Raw genomic sequence first — 20,077 nt, 5'->3', positions numbered from 1 at the left:
TATGCATTAGGCGACGGTAACGTCGGGTGACAGGTAAACATCCTGAATGGCATTGAGGAGCTTTACGCCTTCATCCATTGGTCGCTGAAAAGCCTTGCGCCCACTGATCAACCCTGTACCACCAGCTCGTTTATTGATGACCGCTGTTCGCACTGCCTGGCCAAAGTCATTGTCTCCCGACGCCCCACCAGAGTTAATAAGTCCGGCACGACCCATATAACAATTCATGACCTGGTAACGGCACAAATCAATGGGGTGATCGCTGCAAAGCTCGGTATAGATTCGCTCGTCATACTTCCCATAGCTGCCCATTTTGTCATTGATGGCTTTGTAACCACCATTACATGTCGGCAGTTTCTGTTTGATGATGTCTGCCTCAATGGTGACACCCAAATGATTTGCTTGTGCTGTAAGGTCAGCAGAGACGTGGTAGTCCTTGCCATCAACTACAAAATCTGGATTACGAAGATAACACCAAAGTACCGTAGCCATGCCCAACTCATGTGCTTCTGAAAAGGCCTGGGCCACTTCAATGATCTGTCTTCGTGATCCATCTGAACCAAAGTAGATCGTTGCACCAACTGCAGTCGCGCCCAGGTTCCATGCCTCATGCACGCTACCGAACATGATCTGATCGAATTCATTAGGCAGTGTGAGCAACTCATTGTGATTGAGTTTCACAAGAAAAGGAATCTTATCGATGTACTTACGTGAAATTGATCCGAGCACACCAAAGGTTGTCGCTACTGCATTACAGCCACCTTCAATCGCAAGTTTCACAATGTTGTCACCATCGAAGTACAGTGGATTTTTGGCAAACGAAGCCGCGGCGGAATGCTCAATACCTTGATCAACTGGCAGCATGGACATGTAGCCAGTGCCCCCTAAGCGACCATGGTTGTACATGGATGCCAGTGAACGCAGTACCTGTGGGTTTCGATCAGTGGACTTAAAAACACGGTCCATGAAGTCTGGGCCAGGTAGATTCAACAGGCCCTTATCGACTTTGGCTGAATAGTTAAGAAGAGTCTCCGCTTCACTTCCTAGATAACCCTCAATACTGGTATTCTCACTCACAACACTCATTGAATCACTCCTCAGCCCATAGTGGTATGGCTCGTGGGCACCCTTGTTATATCTAGATTTCTGAAGTTTCTATCATACCCCACTGGATGATCTACCTGCCGCCTGCCCATCTTGCCGGGCATCACTACCAGCGATATAGCCTGACTGATCAACAGCAATGATCTGCCCACCGCCAAAATACGGGCTGGGCTCAGATGCCATCTTAACATCATGGCCAAGGTCTTTGAGCCCCTCATACGTCTTGGCATCAAAGCCTGGCTCCATTTCCACGATTCGATCACGCAGCACTCGGAATCGAGGTGCATCAAGCGAGCTCTGGGGATCCTGACGCTGGCGTAAGAGATGGTCGAGCAGCTGTACATGCCCCTGGGGCTGCATATGGCCGCCAACGACACCAAAAGTAATTAAGGGCTGACGATTGCCATGCTCGTCATTTCTTGTGACCAGCCCTGGAAGGATCGTATGGAGCGGGCGCTTGCCGCCTGCCAGGGCATTGGGATGGCTCGGATCTAACATGAATCCAGCCACTCGGTTGTTCATGGCAACACCCGTACCCCGAACAACGATGCCGCTACCGAATCCCATAAAGTTCGATTGAATGAGTGAAACCATCATGCCTTGCGAATCAGCGGCAGTCACATACACCGTGCCACCGTGTGGCTGCACCAGTGGCCCATAGTCACCGGCTACTGTTGGATCAATTTCATTGGCTTTACTTGTCAGTGCATCATTCGATATCAAAGCGTTCATATCTTCACGAACGTGATCTGGATCTGCAACAACGCGTTGGGCTGTTGCCAGTCCCATCTTGACCGCTTCAATCTGATAGTGAAGATTCTGCACAATGCTCATCTGATTCTGATCGGGCCCTTGTGCTAAAACACCACAGCCAATGAGCGCTGCAATACCTTGACCATTGGGCGGTAGTTCATGCAAAGTTGCTCCACCCCAAATCTTGGTGCTTAGTGGATCAACCCAAATCGGCGTGTGGTTCGCTAAATCTTCCATACAAAGAACACTGCCCGCGCCTCGAGCTTGCGCCACAATCTCTTCAGCAATGTTGCCCTGATAAAAAGCATCCGCCCCTTCTGAACCAATGCTTGCAAGCGTGGCAGCATGATCTGGCAATTGCACCCGCTGACCGGGATGGGGTGCATGGCCATCAAACAGAAATGTCTCGGAAAAACCCTCGTATTTCTGAAAACGCTCTGCACCTCGAGCCCATGCCGCGGCGACTCCAGGTGTGACAGGAAAGCCTTTGGCTGCCAATCTCACTGCTGGTTCGCAAAGTACACCGAGGTCAAATTTACTAAATCGCTGCGATAGCTGCTGCCAGCCTGAAACAGCGCCAGGCACAACAACTGCATCCCAACCCTCAATAGGCGGCGCTGTTTGTCCTTCGAATTGGTTCAGACTCAATGCTTGCGGCGACCGCCCAGAAGCGTTGAGTCCATGAAGTTCATCGGCATGCCAAACAATTGCGTATAGATCACTTCCAATTCCGTTGGATGTTGGCTCAAGCACTGTTAACGAAATGGCTGCGGCCAATGCGGCATCAACAGCATTACCTCCGCGCGCCAACTGCTCGAGCCCAATCTGCGCAGCAAGTGGTTGACTTGAAACCACCATTTCATCAGCAAAGATGGCCGCACGCCCAGGAAAGCGAGATGCACCATTAAGGTCAAACAACGATCTGTGCATTACGAATCACCGTTGCTCAGCTTGGCACTGACCGGGTCTTTCAATTTTTGTTTTTCATCAGACCAGATGGTGCTGACTTGATGTATCCAACCACCACCCATCAACAGATCACCGTCGTAAGCCACTGCTGCTTGCCCCGCTGCAACGGCAGCCTGTGGTTCACGGAATCGAATTTCCAGCGTTTCTTCGCCGGTGGCACGAACTTCTGCATCAAGCAGATCACCATGTGCTCGAATGGCAACCTGGCAGCGTCGCCAAGTGCGCGGTGGCTCAATATGCCAGTTGGCTTCAGCTGCCTGGACAGCAGTTGCCTGCAAATCATTCTTTCCACCAACAGTGATCTGATTCGATTGAGGATCTTTCTCTAAGACATAAAGTGGATGCCCAAGTGCCACGCCTATCTTGCGACGTTGGCCAATTGTGAAGTGCTGATGACCAGGATGCTCCCCCACCTTCTTCCCTTGGGTATCAACAATATCACCACTTTGCACCTCATCTGGAGAGCGTCGCGTCACCAGCCCTGCATAGTCATTGTCGGGCACAAAACAAATCTCGTACGAATCTGGTTTGTCGAAGACAGGCAGATCGCGTTGACGAGCCATCTCCCGAACCTTCGACTTTGCAAACCCTCCGATCGGCAACAACATCGAATTTAAACGTTGTGTCGGGGTACCGAACAACACATAACTCTGATCTTTATCATCGTCCACGGCTCTGCGCAAACGAAGATCACCGTCTACATCAAGGAGTTGCGCATAGTGGCCTGAGGCAACATGCGATGCACCGATGCTGACCGCATAATCAAAGAGTTTTCCAAACTTCAACCAATTGTTACAGCGAATACAAGGATTGGGGGTGCGCCCAGCATTGTATTCTGACACGAAGTGACCAATGATACGGTCAAAGTCATTCTTAAAATTAAGAACGTACAGTGGAATGCCTAGCTTCGCGGCAACGTGACGTGCATCATGAGCATCGGCAACTGAGCAACAACCCTGATGACCTAACTTGATAGGCTTACCCGCGCTCCCTGACTGCGTCTCATTGGCACTGTTGGAACAGGTGCTGCCTGTGGACTGATCGCTACCGGAAGGGAGCTCCTCACCAGGCGAACCCAAACGCATGAAGCAGCCAACAACGTCATAGCCTTGCTCGACCAGTAATGATGCCGCTACTGAAGAGTCGACACCCCCAGACATTGCCACCACCACTTTTTCTGGTTTCCTTGCCATTCGACGATTGTATCCGGCCTGCAGGCCAAAGGTCATCCAATCTCCATGCTTATTAGGGGCTCCAGACCAAAACTTGTGGACCATTGTTCTCAGAATCGGCCTGAAATTCGAGCCCTAGGCTGAACGTGCTAAATTGCGGCTCAAATGATGCATTACTTTGGTATTGATGAAGCAGGATATGGACCCATGTTGGGACCGCTTTGCGTTGCTGCAGCGGGCTTCAGTCTGGATATAGACCATGATCCCAATACCACTCTTACACAGCCATCCCTACCAAATCTATGGGACATTCTTGGCAACGCCGTCTGCCGCACGCGGCGCGATCCACAACGGCGTATTGCAATCGATGATTCCAAGAAACTCAAGGGTGCAAGAACCGCCAAGATGCACCCACTGACTCATCTAGAACGGGGCGTCCTCAGCTTTGCAGCCGTCAGAAAAGAACTACCAAAAACCGACAGCTCTCTATTCAAGCAGCTCGGCGCTGATGTCCAGCAACAACCGTGGTATGACAATGAACTTTCACTACCTATCAGCCAAGATGCTGGCCTACTCAAAATCAGCGGAGGCAAGCTCAATCGAGCACTCGAATCAGCCGGCGTAGATTACTTAGGCACAGTATGTGAAATTATTGATGCGGCTTCTTTCAACAAACAAGTGGAAAGAACCGGACGCAAGTCATCGGTCAATTTATCCGCCGCCATGCGACTGGTGGATCGTATTTGGCGCACCTGGGATGCAGCACATATCGTCCTGGATCGCCAGGGTGGCAAGATGCGCTACCGGGCCGATCTGCAACAATGTTGGCCTGAAGCCCAAGTCACTGTTTGTGACGAGAGTCCTAAATGCAGTTCCTATCAGCTTTGCCGTGGGCAACATCAGCTCTGGCTCTCGTTCCAGGTGAGCGCAGAAGATCAGCATCTTCCAGTAGCACTGGCCTCCATGACAGCCAAATACACACGGGAGCTGCTGATGGAGCGACTCAATGGCTATTTTGGCCAGCATTTGCCAGATTTAAGGCCCACCGCTGGATATGTGCAAGATGCTCGACGCTATCTCCAAGACATCGATCCAATCATCCAAGAACGCCATATTGACCGCTCTCAACTGGTCCGATCCTGTTAAACACAACAACTGTGCCCATATCCGGTTACTAAGTGAGGGCATTGCGTCGATCTTGGGCCTTTGCCCATTGACAGAACCCCGCCTAGCGCTACAATCCGCCTTGATTCGTCCGCACCCCTATCGAAAGAAGTTGGTCGGATTGAATGACAAGCCTCCTTATTCAAGGGAGGGCCCTGGCGTCCCTGGGTTTCGCATATGACTCCAAAAGTGAGGAGATGACCGTTGCGAGACGATGAAATAAACGCCCGATTGCGCTAAGCCGGTCTTTTTCGAAAAGACGAGGCCTGGCGCTAGCCGGGTGAGCTAAAGCGCGATCGATCAACGAAACGTTAATCGATCATTTCTGATGATGAAGGCCGTGTGTGGTGGCTGCTCCAGCCTCCGCGGGTTTTCTTGAAAAGTATCTTTTACCCAACCTCGATTGGCACCGTCAGCGAGTCAGTGCATCAAGGATTGGTTGCCCAAGTAGAGACGCTCCGTCTCATGTTAAGCGAGTATTCACGATGACTGTTGAATTAGAACGATTTCGCAACATTGGTATTTGTGCCCATATTGACGCAGGTAAGACCACCGTCACTGAACGGGTGCTCTACTATACCGGGCAAAACTACAAGATGGGCGAGGTTCATGAAGGCACGGCAACGATGGACTTCCTTGTAGAAGAGCAAGAGCGTGGCATCACAATTCAATCTGCTGCCACAACTTGTCCTTGGAACTACAAAGGTAGCGACTACACCGTCAACCTGATTGATACACCTGGGCACGTAGATTTCACTATTGAAGTGGAACGCTCCATGCGTGTCCTTGACGGAGCAGTTGCTGTTTTCGACGGTAAAGAAGGTGTCGAAGCTCAGTCCGAAACAGTTTGGAGGCAGGCTGATCGTTACAACGTGCCACGCCTCTGCTTCATCAATAAGATGGATAAAGTTGGTGCTAACTTCGAATTCAGCTACAACTCAATCATTAATCGTCTCGGCGCAAACCCAATTGCTGTTCAGTATCCAATTGGTGCCGGAAACGAACTCGAAGGCCTTATTGATCTTATTGAAATGCGGGCCTTCTACTTTGACAGCAGTGAGCTTGGTGCCCTCGTTGAAGAACGAGAAATTCCAGAGTCCATGATGGACGTTGCTCAGGAATGGCGTCACCGTCTGCTTGAGCAAACTGCTGAATTAGATGATGATTTTGCTGAGGCCTATCTTGAAGATGAAGATTCGATCAGCATCGACAAAATTAGAGAAACACTGCGAAAAGGTACGCTGGAGCACCGCTGCTATCCAACCTTCTGCGGCGCTGCTTTACGAAATATCGGTATCCAGCGACTTCTCAACGGTGTGATTGAGTTCTTGCCCAATCCAACTGAGGTCGCTGATATTGAAGGTGTTCATCCACGTACCAATGAACCTGTAACACGATCTCACAAAACTGATGATTCATTCTCGGCACTGGTCTTTAAGGTCGTTTCCGATACCCATGGCGATCTAACCTACGCACGTATCTATTCTGGCACGCTGAAAAAAGGCACACGCGTTCTTAATGCCGCGAATAATCGCAAGGAAAATGTTTCTCGCATCTTTGAAATGCATGCGAAGGATCGCCAGCCACTTGAAGAAGCCATTGCTGGCCAAATTGTTGCCTTGATCGGCCTCAAGAACTCTGTGACTGGAGACACACTCTGTAGCACTGAAGATCCCATCACGCTGGAACGAATGATCTTCCCAGAGCCCGTCATCTCAATGTCAATTGAACCCATTACGAATGACGACAAACAAAAGCTCTCCGAGGCACTCGTCACAATCAAACGTGAAGACCCCTCCTTCCGCACAAAGTTCAACGACGATACTGGCGAGACCATTATTGAAGGCATGGGCGAACTGCATCTTGAGATCGTGAAGAATAAACTGATTCGTGATATGAAAATCGGCGTCAACGTCGGGCGACCTCGCGTGAGCTATCGCGAGACGATCACTGGCGTCGCTGAGGGTGTCCGTGGCAAATTCATCAAGCAGAGTGGTGGACGCGGTCAGTTTGGTGATGTCGTCATCAATGTCAGTCCCTGCACCGCAGAAGAGGCCGAAGCCGAAGAAATCAAAATGGTCAACGGCGTTGCCTTTGTCGATTCAATCAAGCAAGGTGTCATTCCACGAGATTACATCCCATCCGTCGAGTCGGGCGTGCGTTCCGCTGCCTTATCTGGCGTATTGGGTGGATTCCCCTTGCAGAACCTCAAAGTTGAGCTGGTCTTTGGCTCTTACCATGACGTCGACTCGAGTCCAATTGCCTTTGAACAAGCTGGCGCCCTGGCATTACGCGATGCTGCAACGCGAGCAGGCCTTGCGCTGCTTGAGCCGATTATGAGATGTACCATTTCAACGCCTGATGAGTTCTTTGGTTCAATCAGTGGCGATCTTGCAAGCCGGCGAGGACAGATCCTTGAATCTGAACTGCGAGGACTGCTGAGGATTATCACTGCTGAAGTCCCACTCGCTGAGCTATTTGGCTATACGACGGTGCTTCGCGGGCTCTCCCAAGGCCGCGCCAGCAATTCCATGGAGCCATCAGAATATCGTGTGATGCCAGATCGCTTGAAAGATGAAGTGCTTGCTAAGGCATAAAAAACGTGCCATGGCCGTCTCGATCGTGATTTGGTACTGATATGTCAGCCTAACAGTTGAGACCGTCTGGTATGCTCAACCATCGCCTGACGAAGGCACGTCGACATGGCCTTGACTAGCTCCAATTTCGAACCAAGTACCGAAGGCACTGGTCATTTGTACAGGCGCCTGTTCGGTCGGGTTTGTATGACCTATCTGGTTGTACTTTTGGCTGTCCTCGTTTGGTTACTAACAAGCCCACTAAACAATTCAACAGAATCAATATCACAAGCAATAGATCCTCACTTTACTGGCGTGGTCATTGGCCTCTTTGTGCTCATAGTATTCTGGATAGCAAGTGTTTTTCCGCCTGCAACATCGCAGAACATGGCCTATCTAGCGGCCGGTCTGGTGTGCATATTGGGCTGTGTGTTGGTGCTGTGCGTGATGTATCCCGTTGAGACGCTTGGCTCACCTATTGGACGTCGAGCGACTGTCATCATTCTGATCGGCCTCACGATTGCGCATATGACACCAAGTTTTATGATGCCGTTGAGTTATACACAATCACTGGTGGCCCTTCTGGGTCCATTCATTCTGTGGTTTGTCTTACTCATGACAACCCCTTCCCAAATACTCGCTGATCAACTTGTACCAGTGGTGAGCTTACCCTGGACTGCCTTACCCGGATTACTCATGATCCGCTGGCGTACAAAGCAGCGCGCACAGGCAGCTGAACGAATCGAACTCGACGAGCACGTTAAGAATTTGGGAGATGAACTCTCGCGTGCCAGAGATGTACACGAGTCGCTTTTTCCACGGCGATTCGATGGCGATATTTGCTTCAACTATGCTTATGAACCAATGAGCGAAATCGGGGGTGACTTTGTCCATGTCTCTATTAATGAACAAAGTGGCACCGTCTCTATGACCATACTTGATGTGGTGGGACATGGAGTCGTGGCCGCACTCACCGTGAATCGAATGTATGGAGAACTTGAGCGAATCTGGGCTGAACATCCTCATTGCACTGCAGGTCAGCTGATTGCGCTTTTGAACCGCTATGTCCGACTGACCATGTCTCGATATGATCTCTACGCGACAGGTGCCTGTTATCAGATATGTTCAAAGGATGGCCAACTCAGTTGGGCCAGCGCCGGGCACCCCCCAGCATTTCTACGTCGTGAAGATGGTTCGGTTGAAGATTTGGAATCAACAGTCATGCTGCTCGGTGTCATGGAAGACGATGCTTTTGACTCAAAGACAGAATCGCGCAGCTTGAATCCTGGCGACATCGTGATCTCATACACAGACGGAGCCATGGAAGCGAGAAATCCGCAAGGTGAACAGTTCGGCCTTAAGCAACTTCGAGAAGCCTCAGCCTTCACCCCACCACCGCGGAATTGGTCGACTTTTCTCTCGAGCGCCGTACGTCGACATCACGAGGGGCAGACTGAAGATGACATTTTGGTAGCGACTCTCATGCTCAAGAATCTCGGAACTCTACATCTGAGCCCGACACAAGCCCAGCCAGCAATCTTAGAGATTGGCACTTCTGTAGATGTAGCCATACCAACGCCATGACAGACAACGTAAGTGAAGATGTCCAATATCTTGGTGCTGCGGCACGGCTGGCAGCTCGTGGTCGGGGCCGAGCTGAACCGAACCCGCTGGTTGGATGCGTCATCACAAAACATAACAATGTCATTGGTTGGGGATACCATGCCTACTGCGGTGGACCCCATGCTGAAATTGAAGCGCTACGCCGTGCAGGCGAGGCTGCCCATGGCGCAACCGCTTACATCACCCTCGAGCCCTGCAACCATACGGGAAGAACCGGCCCCTGTACCCAAGCGCTGATTGATGCGGGAATTGATCGCGTTGTTATTGCCCAGCGCGATCCTAATCCAATTGCTTCCGGAGGCTTTGATGCGCTAGAGCGTGCTGGTATTGCCATCACCGTGACTGATGCGTGCCCAGTTGCAACCAACGTAAGCAGTCCATTTGTATACAGAGTCAAGACCGGTCTGCCCTGGGTGATTGCAAAGTGGGCCCAGACCGTGGATGGCAGATTAGCCACAAGCACTGGTGACTCAAAGTGGATTAGCAGCAACAAGAGTCGCCAAGCAGTCCATCGATGTAGAGCACGAGTCGATGCCATCCTCACGGGTGTGGGCACCGTACTTCATGATGATCCACTGCTCACAGCCCGAAATGTACGAGTTCGTCGCGTCGCAAGAAGAATTGTCCTTGATCCCAATCTTGATATTCCAACTGACAGCAAGCTCGTCCGCACGGCTAAGGAATTTCCCACCGTCGTCTGGACATCAAAAAGTGCAATGCACGCCGCTCATGCAAGATGCAATACACTTGAGCGAGCTGGCGTCAACATTGTTGGCACCGAGCTGAACGGAGTCCATGGCTCACTGTCTGACGGGCTGCGTCATTTAGCAAAAACATTTGATATCACCAATATTCTGGTTGAGGCAGGTGGCCGACTACTTGCAAGTCTCATCTCTCAAAACCTCGCCAACGAAGTATGGGTTTTCCTTGCTCCAATGTTATTAGCTGATCCAAAAGCCATTGGACTCTCAGGACCTGCCATTGCAAATATTTCAGATGCGTGGCGGTTAAGACTGATCAGCACCCATCAGCGCGACGATGACATTGAACTTCGCTACGGACTCAATGGCTTTGGCAGCCCCAGTGATTCTGGTGAAACAAGCAAATTCACTGACGAAGGCAATATCCGTAGAACACCATCGTAGTTCTCCATCGCCCAGTGGATATCACCATTATTATCTGGCAGACTCAGAAGTCGCACCGTATCAACGGGTCTTGCACCGATGCTGTACAAGATCACATTGCCAACCACAAATTCTGAAACACCGTCGGCTGCAACTATATGAATGTCGCTTGCCTTCACCTGGGATAACTGATTAATCAGCTCATTGACAAGGTCTAATGAAGCACGATGATCCGGCTGATCAACATCAAACCACTCCACGGCACCAGTGGTGAGATTGATGCGGCGGTCAATTCGAAATTTCGCATCCTGTGTATCGATTTCTATGGCTGTAATATCTGGTCCAGGAATTCCAGTACCAGTTCGCCGAGCAAAGTATGGCGCGGGTAGTCGAAGGCCACGCAGTGATGACTCCGAGAGACGAAGAACGACTGGCCGACCAAGGATCATGCCATAACGATCAAGAGAACCATCGCCAACACCAGCGCCAATTAGCAATACCTGGGAGTGAGGAACGCGAATGATCTGACCATTCTCTTCTTGTGTCTCAGACCACGAAATTTCAAGCTGAGTTAATGGCGCATTAAGCCCAAAAAGAGATAAGTCTTTTTCAGTCGGCTGATCCAGTGCAAATCCTGCCGCGCGCATTTCTGCAAGCGACTGTACGAAGCTCTCTAGCGTTGAACGATCAATCTGGCTTTGTACTGGCAAAGCTATTTGCCAACCACGATCACTTCGTTCCAACCTTGTGCGTTGGCCCTCATCAATACGATCGATGTAATCCACATCAATATCTACTCGGTCAAAGATATTACGAGTTCGCCAGTCATTTGGATGTCGATCAAAGATATGCTGATGTAGGTCCTGATTGACAACATGCACTTTGTCGTCACCAGCCAATTGAACATAGGCACGACCTGCAAATGGATTTTCTCCCAACAGCAGAGTGAGATCACGATCACCTGAACCCAGAGATAGTGTCGCCCGCGGCGGTTGCAATCCCATCTGCTGCCGCTCTTCATCCGTCACTGTCTTGGCAGGCAACTCATAAAGCACCTCAAGTTCAGCGGCCAATTGAGCAAATCGCCGCATTGAATCAGGTTTCATGGGATAGCGAAACGGATCAACCTGTATCCACTGGCCCTCATCACGCTCAAAAGTGAATTGTTGGTCCTCATCAAAGACAACACGAATACGATCAACTTCATTAATCAGAACACGATCTCCAAGTAGCGATCGCACTTGATTCCTGTTTGTTTTTAGTTGCCCTGGCTGCACGAGAAAAACCACTGCTAGCACACCAAGCACAGCAATAACAACAAACAAGATGGTGATACGCCATTGCATGGGATTATGTCCGCCTCACAAACCAAATGATGATACCCATCAAAACACAAAGTCCTGGAAGCGCCAGCAGCGTAAGCCAACTCCAAATGCGTTGGACGTTCGGAGTGATATCCCGAAGACGAGCGACCTCTTGGCTTGTTGGACCTTGAGCTATCAGATCATCAAGCCCAGCAAGCCACGTCACAGATGCGATGAGAAGCTCAAGGTTTCCAGGGTAACGCAAGCGAACCTTCTGACCACCCTCTCCAACAGTTTGATCAAGTATAGCGCTCACGAGCCAGAAACCTGAACCCACTAACACTGCTCGCTGTTGTCCCGAAGATACTGGATTTGTTCGCTCAATTGCTACCACCAATGGCTGTGCTTGGCTCAAAGAGTCTGCCGTCTCAAAATCAATGACCTCACTCACATCTGCTATGGCCAGACGATCATTTGGCTCAATCTGAGCAAGCACTTTAAATGATTCCTCTGATAACTCTGGTGCGCGGCGAAGTGGCACTGGGAATGCAAAGTGTGTTGGCAAACCATGTACAGCTGCGGCCACAGGGTGCCCAGGTTGGTAATCCATGAGCGTGAGCTCGCGAAGCTCTTGGTCACCCTCAGCAGTCGGAAGAGATTCAATCACAATTGACTCAATAATCGCATCGATACCGAGTTGTTTTGCAATACTGGCCCAGGGATCGGTGACATCATATTGATGCAATCGGCTTGGAAATAATGTCAACAAGATTGGTTGCCCCTGCGCAACGAGCAACTCCGTAGCGTCGACAAGTGGTTTCTCAATCTGAAGATCAGGAATATCACCACTACGATGTGGATCGGGCACAACAATCCAGACAACTGGTTGTCCCGGATCTGGGTCAGGTCGAGTTCCAGTATTGACATTCCATTGCTCGACCTCAAAACGACCACTTCTTAACTGGGCTGCTGCCCCAGCCAAATCCAAGCCGTCAGCTGTTCGTCGCCAGACAGATGCTTCCATCCCATGCACAAATACAACCAATGGCATTTTTTCTTCGAGAAGAGAGCCAATTGCTGCAGAGACTAACTGTTCACCGCGAAATCGCATGTCAAAGGAGATTTCGCCCCGGTCATCGAGACGACTACTGACCGCCGGAAAGAGTTGGTCCGCAGGAATAACAGTGGCCCGATCTGGCCCCACAATGACCGCCACCTCACTGGTTTTTAAGGCGCGGCCGATCTCCGTCAGATCAAGATAAGGAAGCCTCCGCAATCGGTCACTCACGGCCGTGAGTTCATCACCAAGTCGTTCAAATCGCCCGCGTTCACTTAAGAGTCCAGATCGAAGCGATTGGGCCACCTGTGCATCGATCACAAGAACGTCAAAAGTCCGTACCGCTGCCAATAGTTTTAAGGCTGCGTCCTGAGCCGCCGCTGCCATGATACTTCTCGCCAGTTCATAGTCTGGAATTGGCTGATCTACGCCCGTCGCTCTTGCTTCCACGATGGGGGCTAATATCTCTGGTGACTTCTCAACAAGCAAAGACAGGTTCCTGCGAACTTCCTCTATATCTGATACCGCTGCAGAGCTACCACCCGCTTTACTCAATAAAGATGTAAGCCTCAATGATTCGCTCTGTGCAAAAGACAGAAACTTCTCATAGACACCAAAGGCCTCGTCAATAGCAGTGTTATATTGATCGATGCTGGTTTGGTAGCGAGCTTGTATCTCAAGCATCAGCAGATCGTATTCAGGAAGCGTGCTGGGATCGGTCAAATCCACATTAACAATATTGATGTTGTCGCTATATTCCTGGTAACGATTTAATACCTCAGTAATTTGACGCTGCATTGCAGGGTCAGCATTGACACCGAGCGTGGCCAATACGACTGTCCAATCTCCCTCAAGTTGGTTAAGAAGCAGCTCTGTCCGCGGGCTTAGTGAATAAGCGCGCGTCTTGGTTGCATCCACTCTTAAGCGAAACATGTCTTGCACTGCAAAGATATTGATGACGATTGCTATGACCAGCAATGCGACAAAAAACACCCCCAACTGCACCCAGTTGCCCGCCATCTTTCGACTCTGACCATGACCCTGATTGGAGCGATCTATCGCCATCTTCGTAGCTCCATAGCCTGGATCGCAGCAATCAACATCAGTGCAATCAGAGTGATAAAGAAGACGATGTTTGATGAGTCAACAAGACCGACAATAAAGTCCTGGGCTCTCGGATCTGGATCCGCTGCAAAAACGCCATTGGACCATGGCGATGGCAGATAGGCTGGTATTGATTTTGTGCCAAGTCGATAAGCCAACCAAAAGAAGATGGCGACCAAAAAAGCAACTGGCTGGCTTGGAGTGAGACAAGACGTCAAAAGACCTGTTGAGAGAAAAGCCGCGCCAATCAAAATAAGTCCGACATAGCCACTGACGATGGCGCCATAGTCGGGGCGCCCATACACCTCAAGCAAGATCACATAGAGAATTGTTGGAATGAGCAATGCAATCAAGAATCCAAGAGCGCCTAAGAACTTCCCAATGATGATCTGACCAGAAGAAACTGGCAACGTCATCAACACCTCATAGGTGCCACCTCGAAGTTCCTCGCTAATCAAACGCATGCTGATCGCAGGACAAACGAACATTAACACCCACGTTGCGAATTGAAATACATTTCGCAGAGAACTAACTTGACCCGGAATAAAGACCTGAGAAACAAAAACGACGCTACAAACCAAAAGAAAAAGCGCCGCAATGATATAGGCGCCCGGGCTCAAAAAGAACGCACGCAATTCACGGCTTGAAATTGCAACAATGCCGGTCACTGTAGGCCCTCACTCAATGCTAATCCTTCGGTTGATGTTGCTGTCGCTTGCACGAATAACTGCTCTAACGATGGTGCCATCAACCGGAGCTCCCGAACAGCGCCGCCACCCTCTACGATGCAAGCACCCAGCATCTCTCGTAAATCAGGCGCATCAGGCTTCGCCTCGACAGTCAATCGGCGCCAACGATCATCCAATGCCACACCGTCTACGGCATTAACTCCAGGAAGTGCCAGAAGAGCTTGAGGGGCTGATCCAAGCGTGGTCTCAATGACATAGCGTCTTGTCTTACTGGCAGCTTCACGCAGTTCAGCCAGTGTTCCGTCAGCTCGAACCCTGCCCTGAGCAATAATGACCACACGGTCGCAGGTCATTTCAACCTCAGAGAGAATATGTGTTGAAAGCAGGATCGTATGGGCACCCGCCAATTCACGAATAAGCCCTCTGAACTCTCGAATCTGAACGGGGTCTAATCCTGATGTAGGCTCATCTAGAACGATGAGTTGAGGTTCATGTAGCAAGGCTGCGGCAAGACCCACTCGCTGACGATAGCCTTTCGATAATTGCCCAATGGGACGACGCTGCACGGCATCCAGCCAACAACGCCGAATGGCCTTCGCTACGAGATGGTTGGCTCGAAGGCCTCTGAGCCCCTGTAGCTGGGCACGAAACTTGAGCAATTCGATGACCCGCATCTCGGGGTACAAAGGCGCTGATTCCGGTAGATATCCAATCTGCCGCTGTGCCTCAAGCCGCTCCCGAACGACATGATGCCCCGCAATGAATGCTTGGCCCGTCGTGGGCATTAGCGAGCCACAGAGCATACGAATCGTGGTCGTCTTGCCCGCACCATTGGGGCCAAGAAACCCCACCACTTGGCCCTGGGGAATTTGGAGATTCAATTCCTGAACTGCCTCGACAGAACCGAACCGTCGGCCCAGTTGGGCGGTATCGATGATGAGTGATTGGCTTTCGCTTTGGGGCACTACGGCTTGCTTTGCCTTATTTGACTCTTGATTTGGATACCAAAAATGTCCCGAGACCCCAACGAATATTCGAATCCTATGCATCCGCTGGCCTGTCTGCACGAACAATCTACCAGTTGGATGCGGGGGCTGTTGAGGTTCGTTGGTCCGAACTGGTGGGGTTGCCTGGCAGAATTCTTACATCCAAACAGCATATTTCGATCACCTTTGGTCGATGAGAACCGGTCCAGTGATTATGGGACAGGTGTTTCCTTGGATATGATCCCCAGCGCCGTCTCATCATTCTCGATGCAGTCCATGGACACCAGGAGCTCTTATGGGTGAAAAAAAACCCAGGCTGATTCTCCTTCAATCCGAGCCAGCGGGTGCGGATGCCCTAACGATGGCGTCCAAGCACCTCAATGCAATATTTGATGTCATTGAGATTCACTCAAATCCTGATCTTTTTGAACACCTCAAAGAAGCCCGCCCAGAAGATCTGGTCGGTCTTATTACAAATGCGACGGACACCAATAGCCATATCGCCCTGGAGTCCATTGGCGAAGGCGTTGTCTCAGTCACTGCTGCGGGCGATCGAAAATGGACAAATCGGCACTTTGATCAACTCGATGAGTCACTAAAAACCCGCGCCACCCACGAGTGTGGGCTCGCTGCCATCTATTTTTCCAAAGACGCTCACGCGGATAATCCTGAGATACCGCGCCGTCGATCAACTCGCTTTACGTTAAACGATCGCCACTGGGCCATGACGCTTGCGCCGCTCCAAGATGGTGGCGCTGTTGGCATACTTTGGGATATGACTGAGAAAGAGAACTTGCAAAGGCGATTGGACTCTATCAATGCCGCTGGCAGTGCACTCATGCAAATTGATTCGAAAGCCATCGTTAATTTGCATGTTACAGAACGGCTCAAACTCTTAGAAGATCGCATCGTAAAATCGGTGCACGATCTTCTTGACTTTGATAATTTTGAGATTCGCTTGCTAAATCAAGAAACAAAACAGCTTGAGTTAGTTATTGCTATCAACATCACACCGCTCAAAGTTGGTGAAGTCATCTATGCCAAAGATGAAGGCAATGGCATTTCAGGCTATGTGGCCGCGAACGGAGAGAGTTATATTTGTCCAAATGTACAGAAAGACCCTCTTTATCGAGAGGGCCTGGATAGTGCAAAGAGCTCTCTCACTATCCCACTTAAACTGCTGGACACAGTGATTGGTGTCTTTAATGCCGAGTCTTATAAACCGGACGCTTTTAATGAGAACGACCGGCAGATGGCTGAAATGTTCTGCCGACATATCGCCAGTGCAATGCATGTACTTGACCTTTTACTGATCGAGCGATTTACGACAAATGAACAGACCGCTCAGCGCGTGCTAAGCCAATTGGAAGCACCGATTGATGAGCTGAATACGCATACCGAAATACTGACAGGTCTGACCATCGAGAATCAGAAAGCCAGAGACGCGATTAATGGCATCATAAAAGCGACTGCATTAATGAGGAGTCGCTTGGAAGCGGCCGAGCATGGTCCTCGGACAGTGCTTGATGCAGAGGATGAAAGGCAGCGTTTAGAAATTGATCCCATCATTCAAGATAAGCGTATTTTGATCGCTGATGATGAACCTGCTATTCGAATTGCTGTGTGCAAGGTACTTGAACAACAGGGTTGCCAAGTGACCGTATGTGGCGATGGAAGCGAAACACTTAAAGCTCTAGAGATCGCCAGCAATGCGGATGCATTCTTTGATTTAGTGATTAGTGATATCAAGATGCCTGACTGCAGTGGCTACGATGTCTTTCAAGCAACCCATCAAGTGTGTGCTGATACACCAGTCATTCTTATGACGGGCTTTGGCTATGACCCTGATCACTCAATTGTGCGGGCGAGTCAAGAAGGCCTCGAAGGGTTCCTATTCAAGCCATTTAACCGAAGCCAATTACTTGAGGCAGTATCGCGCGCTCTGGCTCAGAGTGATTCTGACCCCACGCAGTAATCATGACCGCTCACAGCGGATTGCCGAAAGAATACGAGGTAAGCCCTCGTGATCATCTAAAACCTCAATATTGTCAAAACTGCCCGCCTCCACGACGAGCGCCTGGGCAGCTTCCGCTTGCACACTGGCAATCTCCACAACCAACAGCCCCCCAATGCGAATCAATTCTTGACTCTTGGTCAGCAGCTCTTTGATGACCGCTAGGCCATCAACACCGCCATCCCAAGCAGTAGAAGCAATGAAATCTCTCACTGCCACCTGCATTTCAGGTACCTCGCTCGGAGGAATGTAAGGCGGGTTGGAGCTCAGCACATCGAATTTTCGACCTGATAACCAAGCCGGCAACGGCTCTAACCCAGTACCAAGTAGGAAATCTACTTGCGATTGAACGCTATGCCGGTGCGCATTGCGCTCGGCCAGATCAATGATCTCCTGGTTGAGGTCGGTTGCCAGAATCTGACTCGATGGCAGCTCCTTGGCAAGGGTGACAGCAATGCATCCAGTGCCAGTCCCAATATCCGCGATCAGGGGGTCTTCCTGCTCGGCCTCCTTGGCCCAATCGAGAACGCGTTGAATCAGCGTCTCTGTCGCAGGCTGTGGGATCAGCGTGCAGCCCCCCACCCAGAAGTCACGCATGAAAAAGGCGGCCTGACCAACTAAGAGGTGAACGGGCTCTCCAGCCCCTGCTCTCTGCGTCAGCGCTCTCAGTTCAGTAAGCTCACTGGGTGACGCAGGGCGATCCAGCTGGGTATACAGCTCGATGCGGGGGCAGTCGAGCACATGGGCCAGAAGCATCTGCGCCACATGCCGAGGCGCATCGACCTGCTTGGCTTCGAAGAAGCTAGTCATCCAGCTGATTAGTCGCCCGCTGGTCCAAGGACCTGTCGATTCACCTTGAATTGAGGAGGTTGATTTTGCCATATGTATGATTGTACGTTCGATTTCTGGCCTGTTGCCCAGTTAGACAGCGAGCCGGTAGAACCTCGGATAGGATTCCCTCTCTCAGGCCAAAAGGAGCCCACCTCAAGACAGTGACGTACTGCGGAGGCAGAGCTCTTCGAGCCTGCTATGTTCAGGAGACGCACGATGCACGTGCTCATGCTTGGTTGGGAATTTCCTCCATATATCACAGGTGGCCTTGGGACAGCCTGTCAAGGATTGACCAAAGCGCTTGATCAGCGTGATGTCAAAATTACCTTTTTGCTACCAAAAGCGATCGGTACCGAAGCACCATCACATATCAACCTGATTGGTACCGATACGCCGCGGCAACCGATGACTGCTACCGCAGCGGATCCTGCTGGAAGCCGAACAATCAGTGAGATCTCAGATGACCTCACGAATACAGAATTTATTGAAATCGAAGCTGGTTTTGCGAATCCTTATGCACGTCCAGCTCAGCATGAATTTGTTGAACGCCAGTCAGTCACACCGGGCAAAAAGATCTCGCGTGAGGTACTCATCGATCCAATCACCGGCAATGCCATCGAGCCGGAAGACGCTTCAATGGAAGAAAGCGATTCTGACTATGGCGGCGACCTACTTAGCAAGATCAGACAGTACGCCTCGTTTTGTCTTAAGGCTGCCAAGGGTTTGGAATTTGACGTCATCCATGCACATGATTGGATGACCTTCCCTGCTGGACTCCTGTTGGCTCGAGCGACGGGGCGACCACTTGTATGTCATGTGCATTCAACAGAGTTTGACCGATCTGGCGAACATCCCAACCAGATGATCTATGACATCGAACGCCGTGGTGCTCATGGGGCAATGCGTGTCATTGCAGTGAGTCGCCTGACGCAGGATCTACTTGTGTACCGATATGGCATGGATCGAAATAGAATCTCAGTGGTTTACAACGGGGTCGATCTTGAGCCAACACAAAATGATCCTAAATATGGAATCAAGGGAGATGACAAAATCGTCCTTTACTTAGGGCGAATCACGATGCAGAAAGGCCCGGAGTATTTTATTCAGGCCGCTGCTCGTGTCCTAGAGGTCATGAAAAACGTTAAGTTCGTGGTAGCAGGCGACGGTGACATGGCACGTAGCATGATTGAAATGGCTGCAAAACTTGGCATTGGCCACAAGGTGCTCTTTACTGGTTTCTTGCGTGGCAAGGACATTGAACGGGTTTTTCAAATGGCCGATCTGTATGTGATGCCGTCTGTTTCTGAACCGTTCGGAATTGCCCCACTGGAAGCCATGATTAGAGATGTTCCAGTTCTGATTAGTAAGTCATCTGGTGTGAGTGAAGTACTCACTCATGCACTTAAAGTAGACTTCTGGGATACTGATGCGATGGCAAATAAGATTGTCGCAGTACTAAGGCATCCACCTCTTGGTAATACACTTCGCAAGCAAGGTGCCTTTGAAGTACGTGGTCTGAACTGGGAAGGCGCTGCAGAACGGGTCGATCGGGTTTATAACCAAGTGGTAGATGCAATGAAAGCAAATAGCGTCACCGCTCATTGATG

General features: G+C 50.5%; 14 protein-coding genes. 6 read left to right on the top strand and 8 right to left on the bottom strand.

What is annotated here, in order from left to right:
• Window positions 1-6: 6 nt before the first annotated feature.
• The 3 genes from P8J86_06755 to mnmA form a co-directional block, all read right to left on the bottom strand.
• Window positions 7-1,086 carry a class I fructose-bisphosphate aldolase gene (locus P8J86_06755; GenBank protein ID MDG2054389.1) on the bottom strand — a complete coding sequence of 360 codons (1,080 nt, stop codon included), beginning with the start codon at window positions 1,084-1,086 and terminating at the stop codon, window positions 7-9.
• 72 nt (window positions 1,087-1,158) lie between these two features.
• Entirely contained in the window at window positions 1,159-2,787 is a 1,629-nt protein-coding gene (locus P8J86_06750; GenBank protein MDG2054388.1) for a gamma-glutamyltransferase family protein, read from the bottom strand.
• Window positions 2,787-4,019, bottom strand: coding sequence for a tRNA 2-thiouridine(34) synthase MnmA (gene mnmA, locus P8J86_06745; GenBank protein ID MDG2054387.1), 1,233 nt, complete (start codon window positions 4,017-4,019; stop codon window positions 2,787-2,789). Before mnmA ends, P8J86_06750 begins: the two co-directional genes overlap by 1 nt.
• 144 nt (window positions 4,020-4,163) lie before the next feature.
• Here mnmA and P8J86_06740 point away from each other — a divergent pair, with 144 nt between their 5' ends.
• From P8J86_06740 to ribD, 4 genes are all read left to right on the top strand, one after another.
• The gene (locus P8J86_06740) at window positions 4,164-5,144 is read left to right on the top strand and encodes a hypothetical protein (protein ID MDG2054386.1); all 981 of its coding nucleotides are present in this window, start codon (window positions 4,164-4,166) and stop codon (window positions 5,142-5,144) included.
• Between the two features lie 503 nt (window positions 5,145-5,647).
• Window positions 5,648-7,759, top strand: a complete 2,112-nt coding sequence (gene fusA, locus P8J86_06735; protein MDG2054385.1) for an elongation factor G — start codon at window positions 5,648-5,650, stop codon at window positions 7,757-7,759.
• Between the two features lie 105 nt (window positions 7,760-7,864).
• Window positions 7,865-9,322, top strand: coding sequence for a SpoIIE family protein phosphatase (locus tag P8J86_06730; GenBank protein MDG2054384.1), 1,458 nt, complete (start codon window positions 7,865-7,867; stop codon window positions 9,320-9,322).
• Window positions 9,319-10,506 (top strand): bifunctional diaminohydroxyphosphoribosylaminopyrimidine deaminase/5-amino-6-(5-phosphoribosylamino)uracil reductase RibD, encoded by a 1,188-nt coding sequence (gene ribD, locus P8J86_06725; protein MDG2054383.1) that lies wholly within the window; start codon window positions 9,319-9,321, stop codon window positions 10,504-10,506. Before P8J86_06730 ends, ribD begins: the two co-directional genes overlap by 4 nt.
• Here the strand turns inward: ribD and P8J86_06720 are convergent.
• From P8J86_06720 to P8J86_06705, 4 genes are read right to left on the bottom strand one after another with little or no spacing between them, the layout of a single operon-like run.
• The gene (locus tag P8J86_06720; protein ID MDG2054382.1) at window positions 10,416-11,831 is read right to left on the bottom strand and encodes a DUF4340 domain-containing protein; all 1,416 of its coding nucleotides are present in this window, start codon (window positions 11,829-11,831) and stop codon (window positions 10,416-10,418) included. The genes ribD and P8J86_06720 overlap by 91 nt on opposite strands.
• A 4-nt stretch (window positions 11,832-11,835) precedes the next feature.
• Window positions 11,836-13,911: a hypothetical protein gene (locus P8J86_06715; protein MDG2054381.1), complete on the bottom strand. Its 2,076-nt coding sequence runs from the start codon at window positions 13,909-13,911 to the stop codon at window positions 11,836-11,838.
• On the bottom strand, window positions 13,902-14,618 hold the full coding sequence (locus P8J86_06710; GenBank protein MDG2054380.1) for an ABC transporter permease: 717 nt from the start codon (window positions 14,616-14,618) through the stop codon (window positions 13,902-13,904). Before P8J86_06710 ends, P8J86_06715 begins: the two co-directional genes overlap by 10 nt.
• Window positions 14,615-15,688 carry an ABC transporter ATP-binding protein gene (locus P8J86_06705; protein ID MDG2054379.1) on the bottom strand — a complete coding sequence of 358 codons (1,074 nt, stop codon included), beginning with the start codon at window positions 15,686-15,688 and terminating at the stop codon, window positions 14,615-14,617. The genes P8J86_06710 and P8J86_06705 overlap by 4 nt, the downstream gene beginning before the upstream one ends.
• A 232-nt stretch (window positions 15,689-15,920) precedes the next feature.
• Here P8J86_06705 and P8J86_06700 point away from each other — a divergent pair, with 232 nt between their 5' ends.
• On the top strand, window positions 15,921-17,600 hold the full coding sequence (locus tag P8J86_06700) for a response regulator (protein ID MDG2054378.1): 1,680 nt from the start codon (window positions 15,921-15,923) through the stop codon (window positions 17,598-17,600).
• Here P8J86_06700 and prmC read toward each other — a convergent pair whose 3' ends face one another.
• The gene (prmC, locus tag P8J86_06695) at window positions 17,601-18,449 is read right to left on the bottom strand and encodes a peptide chain release factor N(5)-glutamine methyltransferase (GenBank protein ID MDG2054377.1); all 849 of its coding nucleotides are present in this window, start codon (window positions 18,447-18,449) and stop codon (window positions 17,601-17,603) included.
• 237 nt (window positions 18,450-18,686) lie between these two features.
• On the opposite strand from prmC, the gene P8J86_06690 reads away from it, so the two are divergent.
• Window positions 18,687-20,075, top strand: a complete 1,389-nt coding sequence (locus tag P8J86_06690; GenBank protein MDG2054376.1) for a glycosyltransferase — start codon at window positions 18,687-18,689, stop codon at window positions 20,073-20,075.
• Window positions 20,076-20,077: the final 2 nt, after the last annotated feature.

Source organism: Phycisphaerales bacterium (genome assembly GCA_029268515.1).
Taxonomy (GTDB): domain Bacteria; phylum Planctomycetota; class Phycisphaerae; order Phycisphaerales; family SM1A02; genus JAQWNP01.
The sequence above is the reverse complement of the archived record's forward strand: the minus strand, read 5'-3'. Positions and strand labels throughout refer to the sequence as shown.

Excerpts from the sequence above, each read along its gene's own strand:
- P8J86_06755 (MDG2054389.1), bottom strand. The coding sequence starts at position 1,086 with ATGAGTGTTGTGAGTGAGAATACCAGTATTGAGGGTTATCTAGGAAGT.
- P8J86_06750 (MDG2054388.1), bottom strand. The coding sequence starts at position 2,787 with ATGCACAGATCGTTGTTTGACCTTAATGGTGCATCTCGCTTTCCTGGG.
- mnmA (MDG2054387.1), bottom strand. The coding sequence starts at position 4,019 with ATGGCAAGGAAACCAGAAAAAGTGGTGGTGGCAATGTCTGGGGGTGTC.
- P8J86_06740 (MDG2054386.1), top strand. The coding sequence starts at position 4,164 with ATGATGCATTACTTTGGTATTGATGAAGCAGGATATGGACCCATGTTG.
- fusA (MDG2054385.1), top strand. The coding sequence starts at position 5,648 with ATGACTGTTGAATTAGAACGATTTCGCAACATTGGTATTTGTGCCCAT.
- P8J86_06730 (MDG2054384.1), top strand. The coding sequence starts at position 7,865 with ATGGCCTTGACTAGCTCCAATTTCGAACCAAGTACCGAAGGCACTGGT.
- ribD (MDG2054383.1), top strand. The coding sequence starts at position 9,319 with ATGACAGACAACGTAAGTGAAGATGTCCAATATCTTGGTGCTGCGGCA.
- P8J86_06720 (MDG2054382.1), bottom strand. The coding sequence starts at position 11,831 with ATGCAATGGCGTATCACCATCTTGTTTGTTGTTATTGCTGTGCTTGGT.
- P8J86_06715 (MDG2054381.1), bottom strand. The coding sequence starts at position 13,911 with ATGGCGATAGATCGCTCCAATCAGGGTCATGGTCAGAGTCGAAAGATG.
- P8J86_06705 (MDG2054379.1), bottom strand. The coding sequence starts at position 15,688 with ATGCATAGGATTCGAATATTCGTTGGGGTCTCGGGACATTTTTGGTAT.
- P8J86_06700 (MDG2054378.1), top strand. The coding sequence starts at position 15,921 with ATGGGTGAAAAAAAACCCAGGCTGATTCTCCTTCAATCCGAGCCAGCG.
- prmC (MDG2054377.1), bottom strand. The coding sequence starts at position 18,449 with ATGACTAGCTTCTTCGAAGCCAAGCAGGTCGATGCGCCTCGGCATGTG.
- P8J86_06690 (MDG2054376.1), top strand. The coding sequence starts at position 18,687 with ATGCACGTGCTCATGCTTGGTTGGGAATTTCCTCCATATATCACAGGT.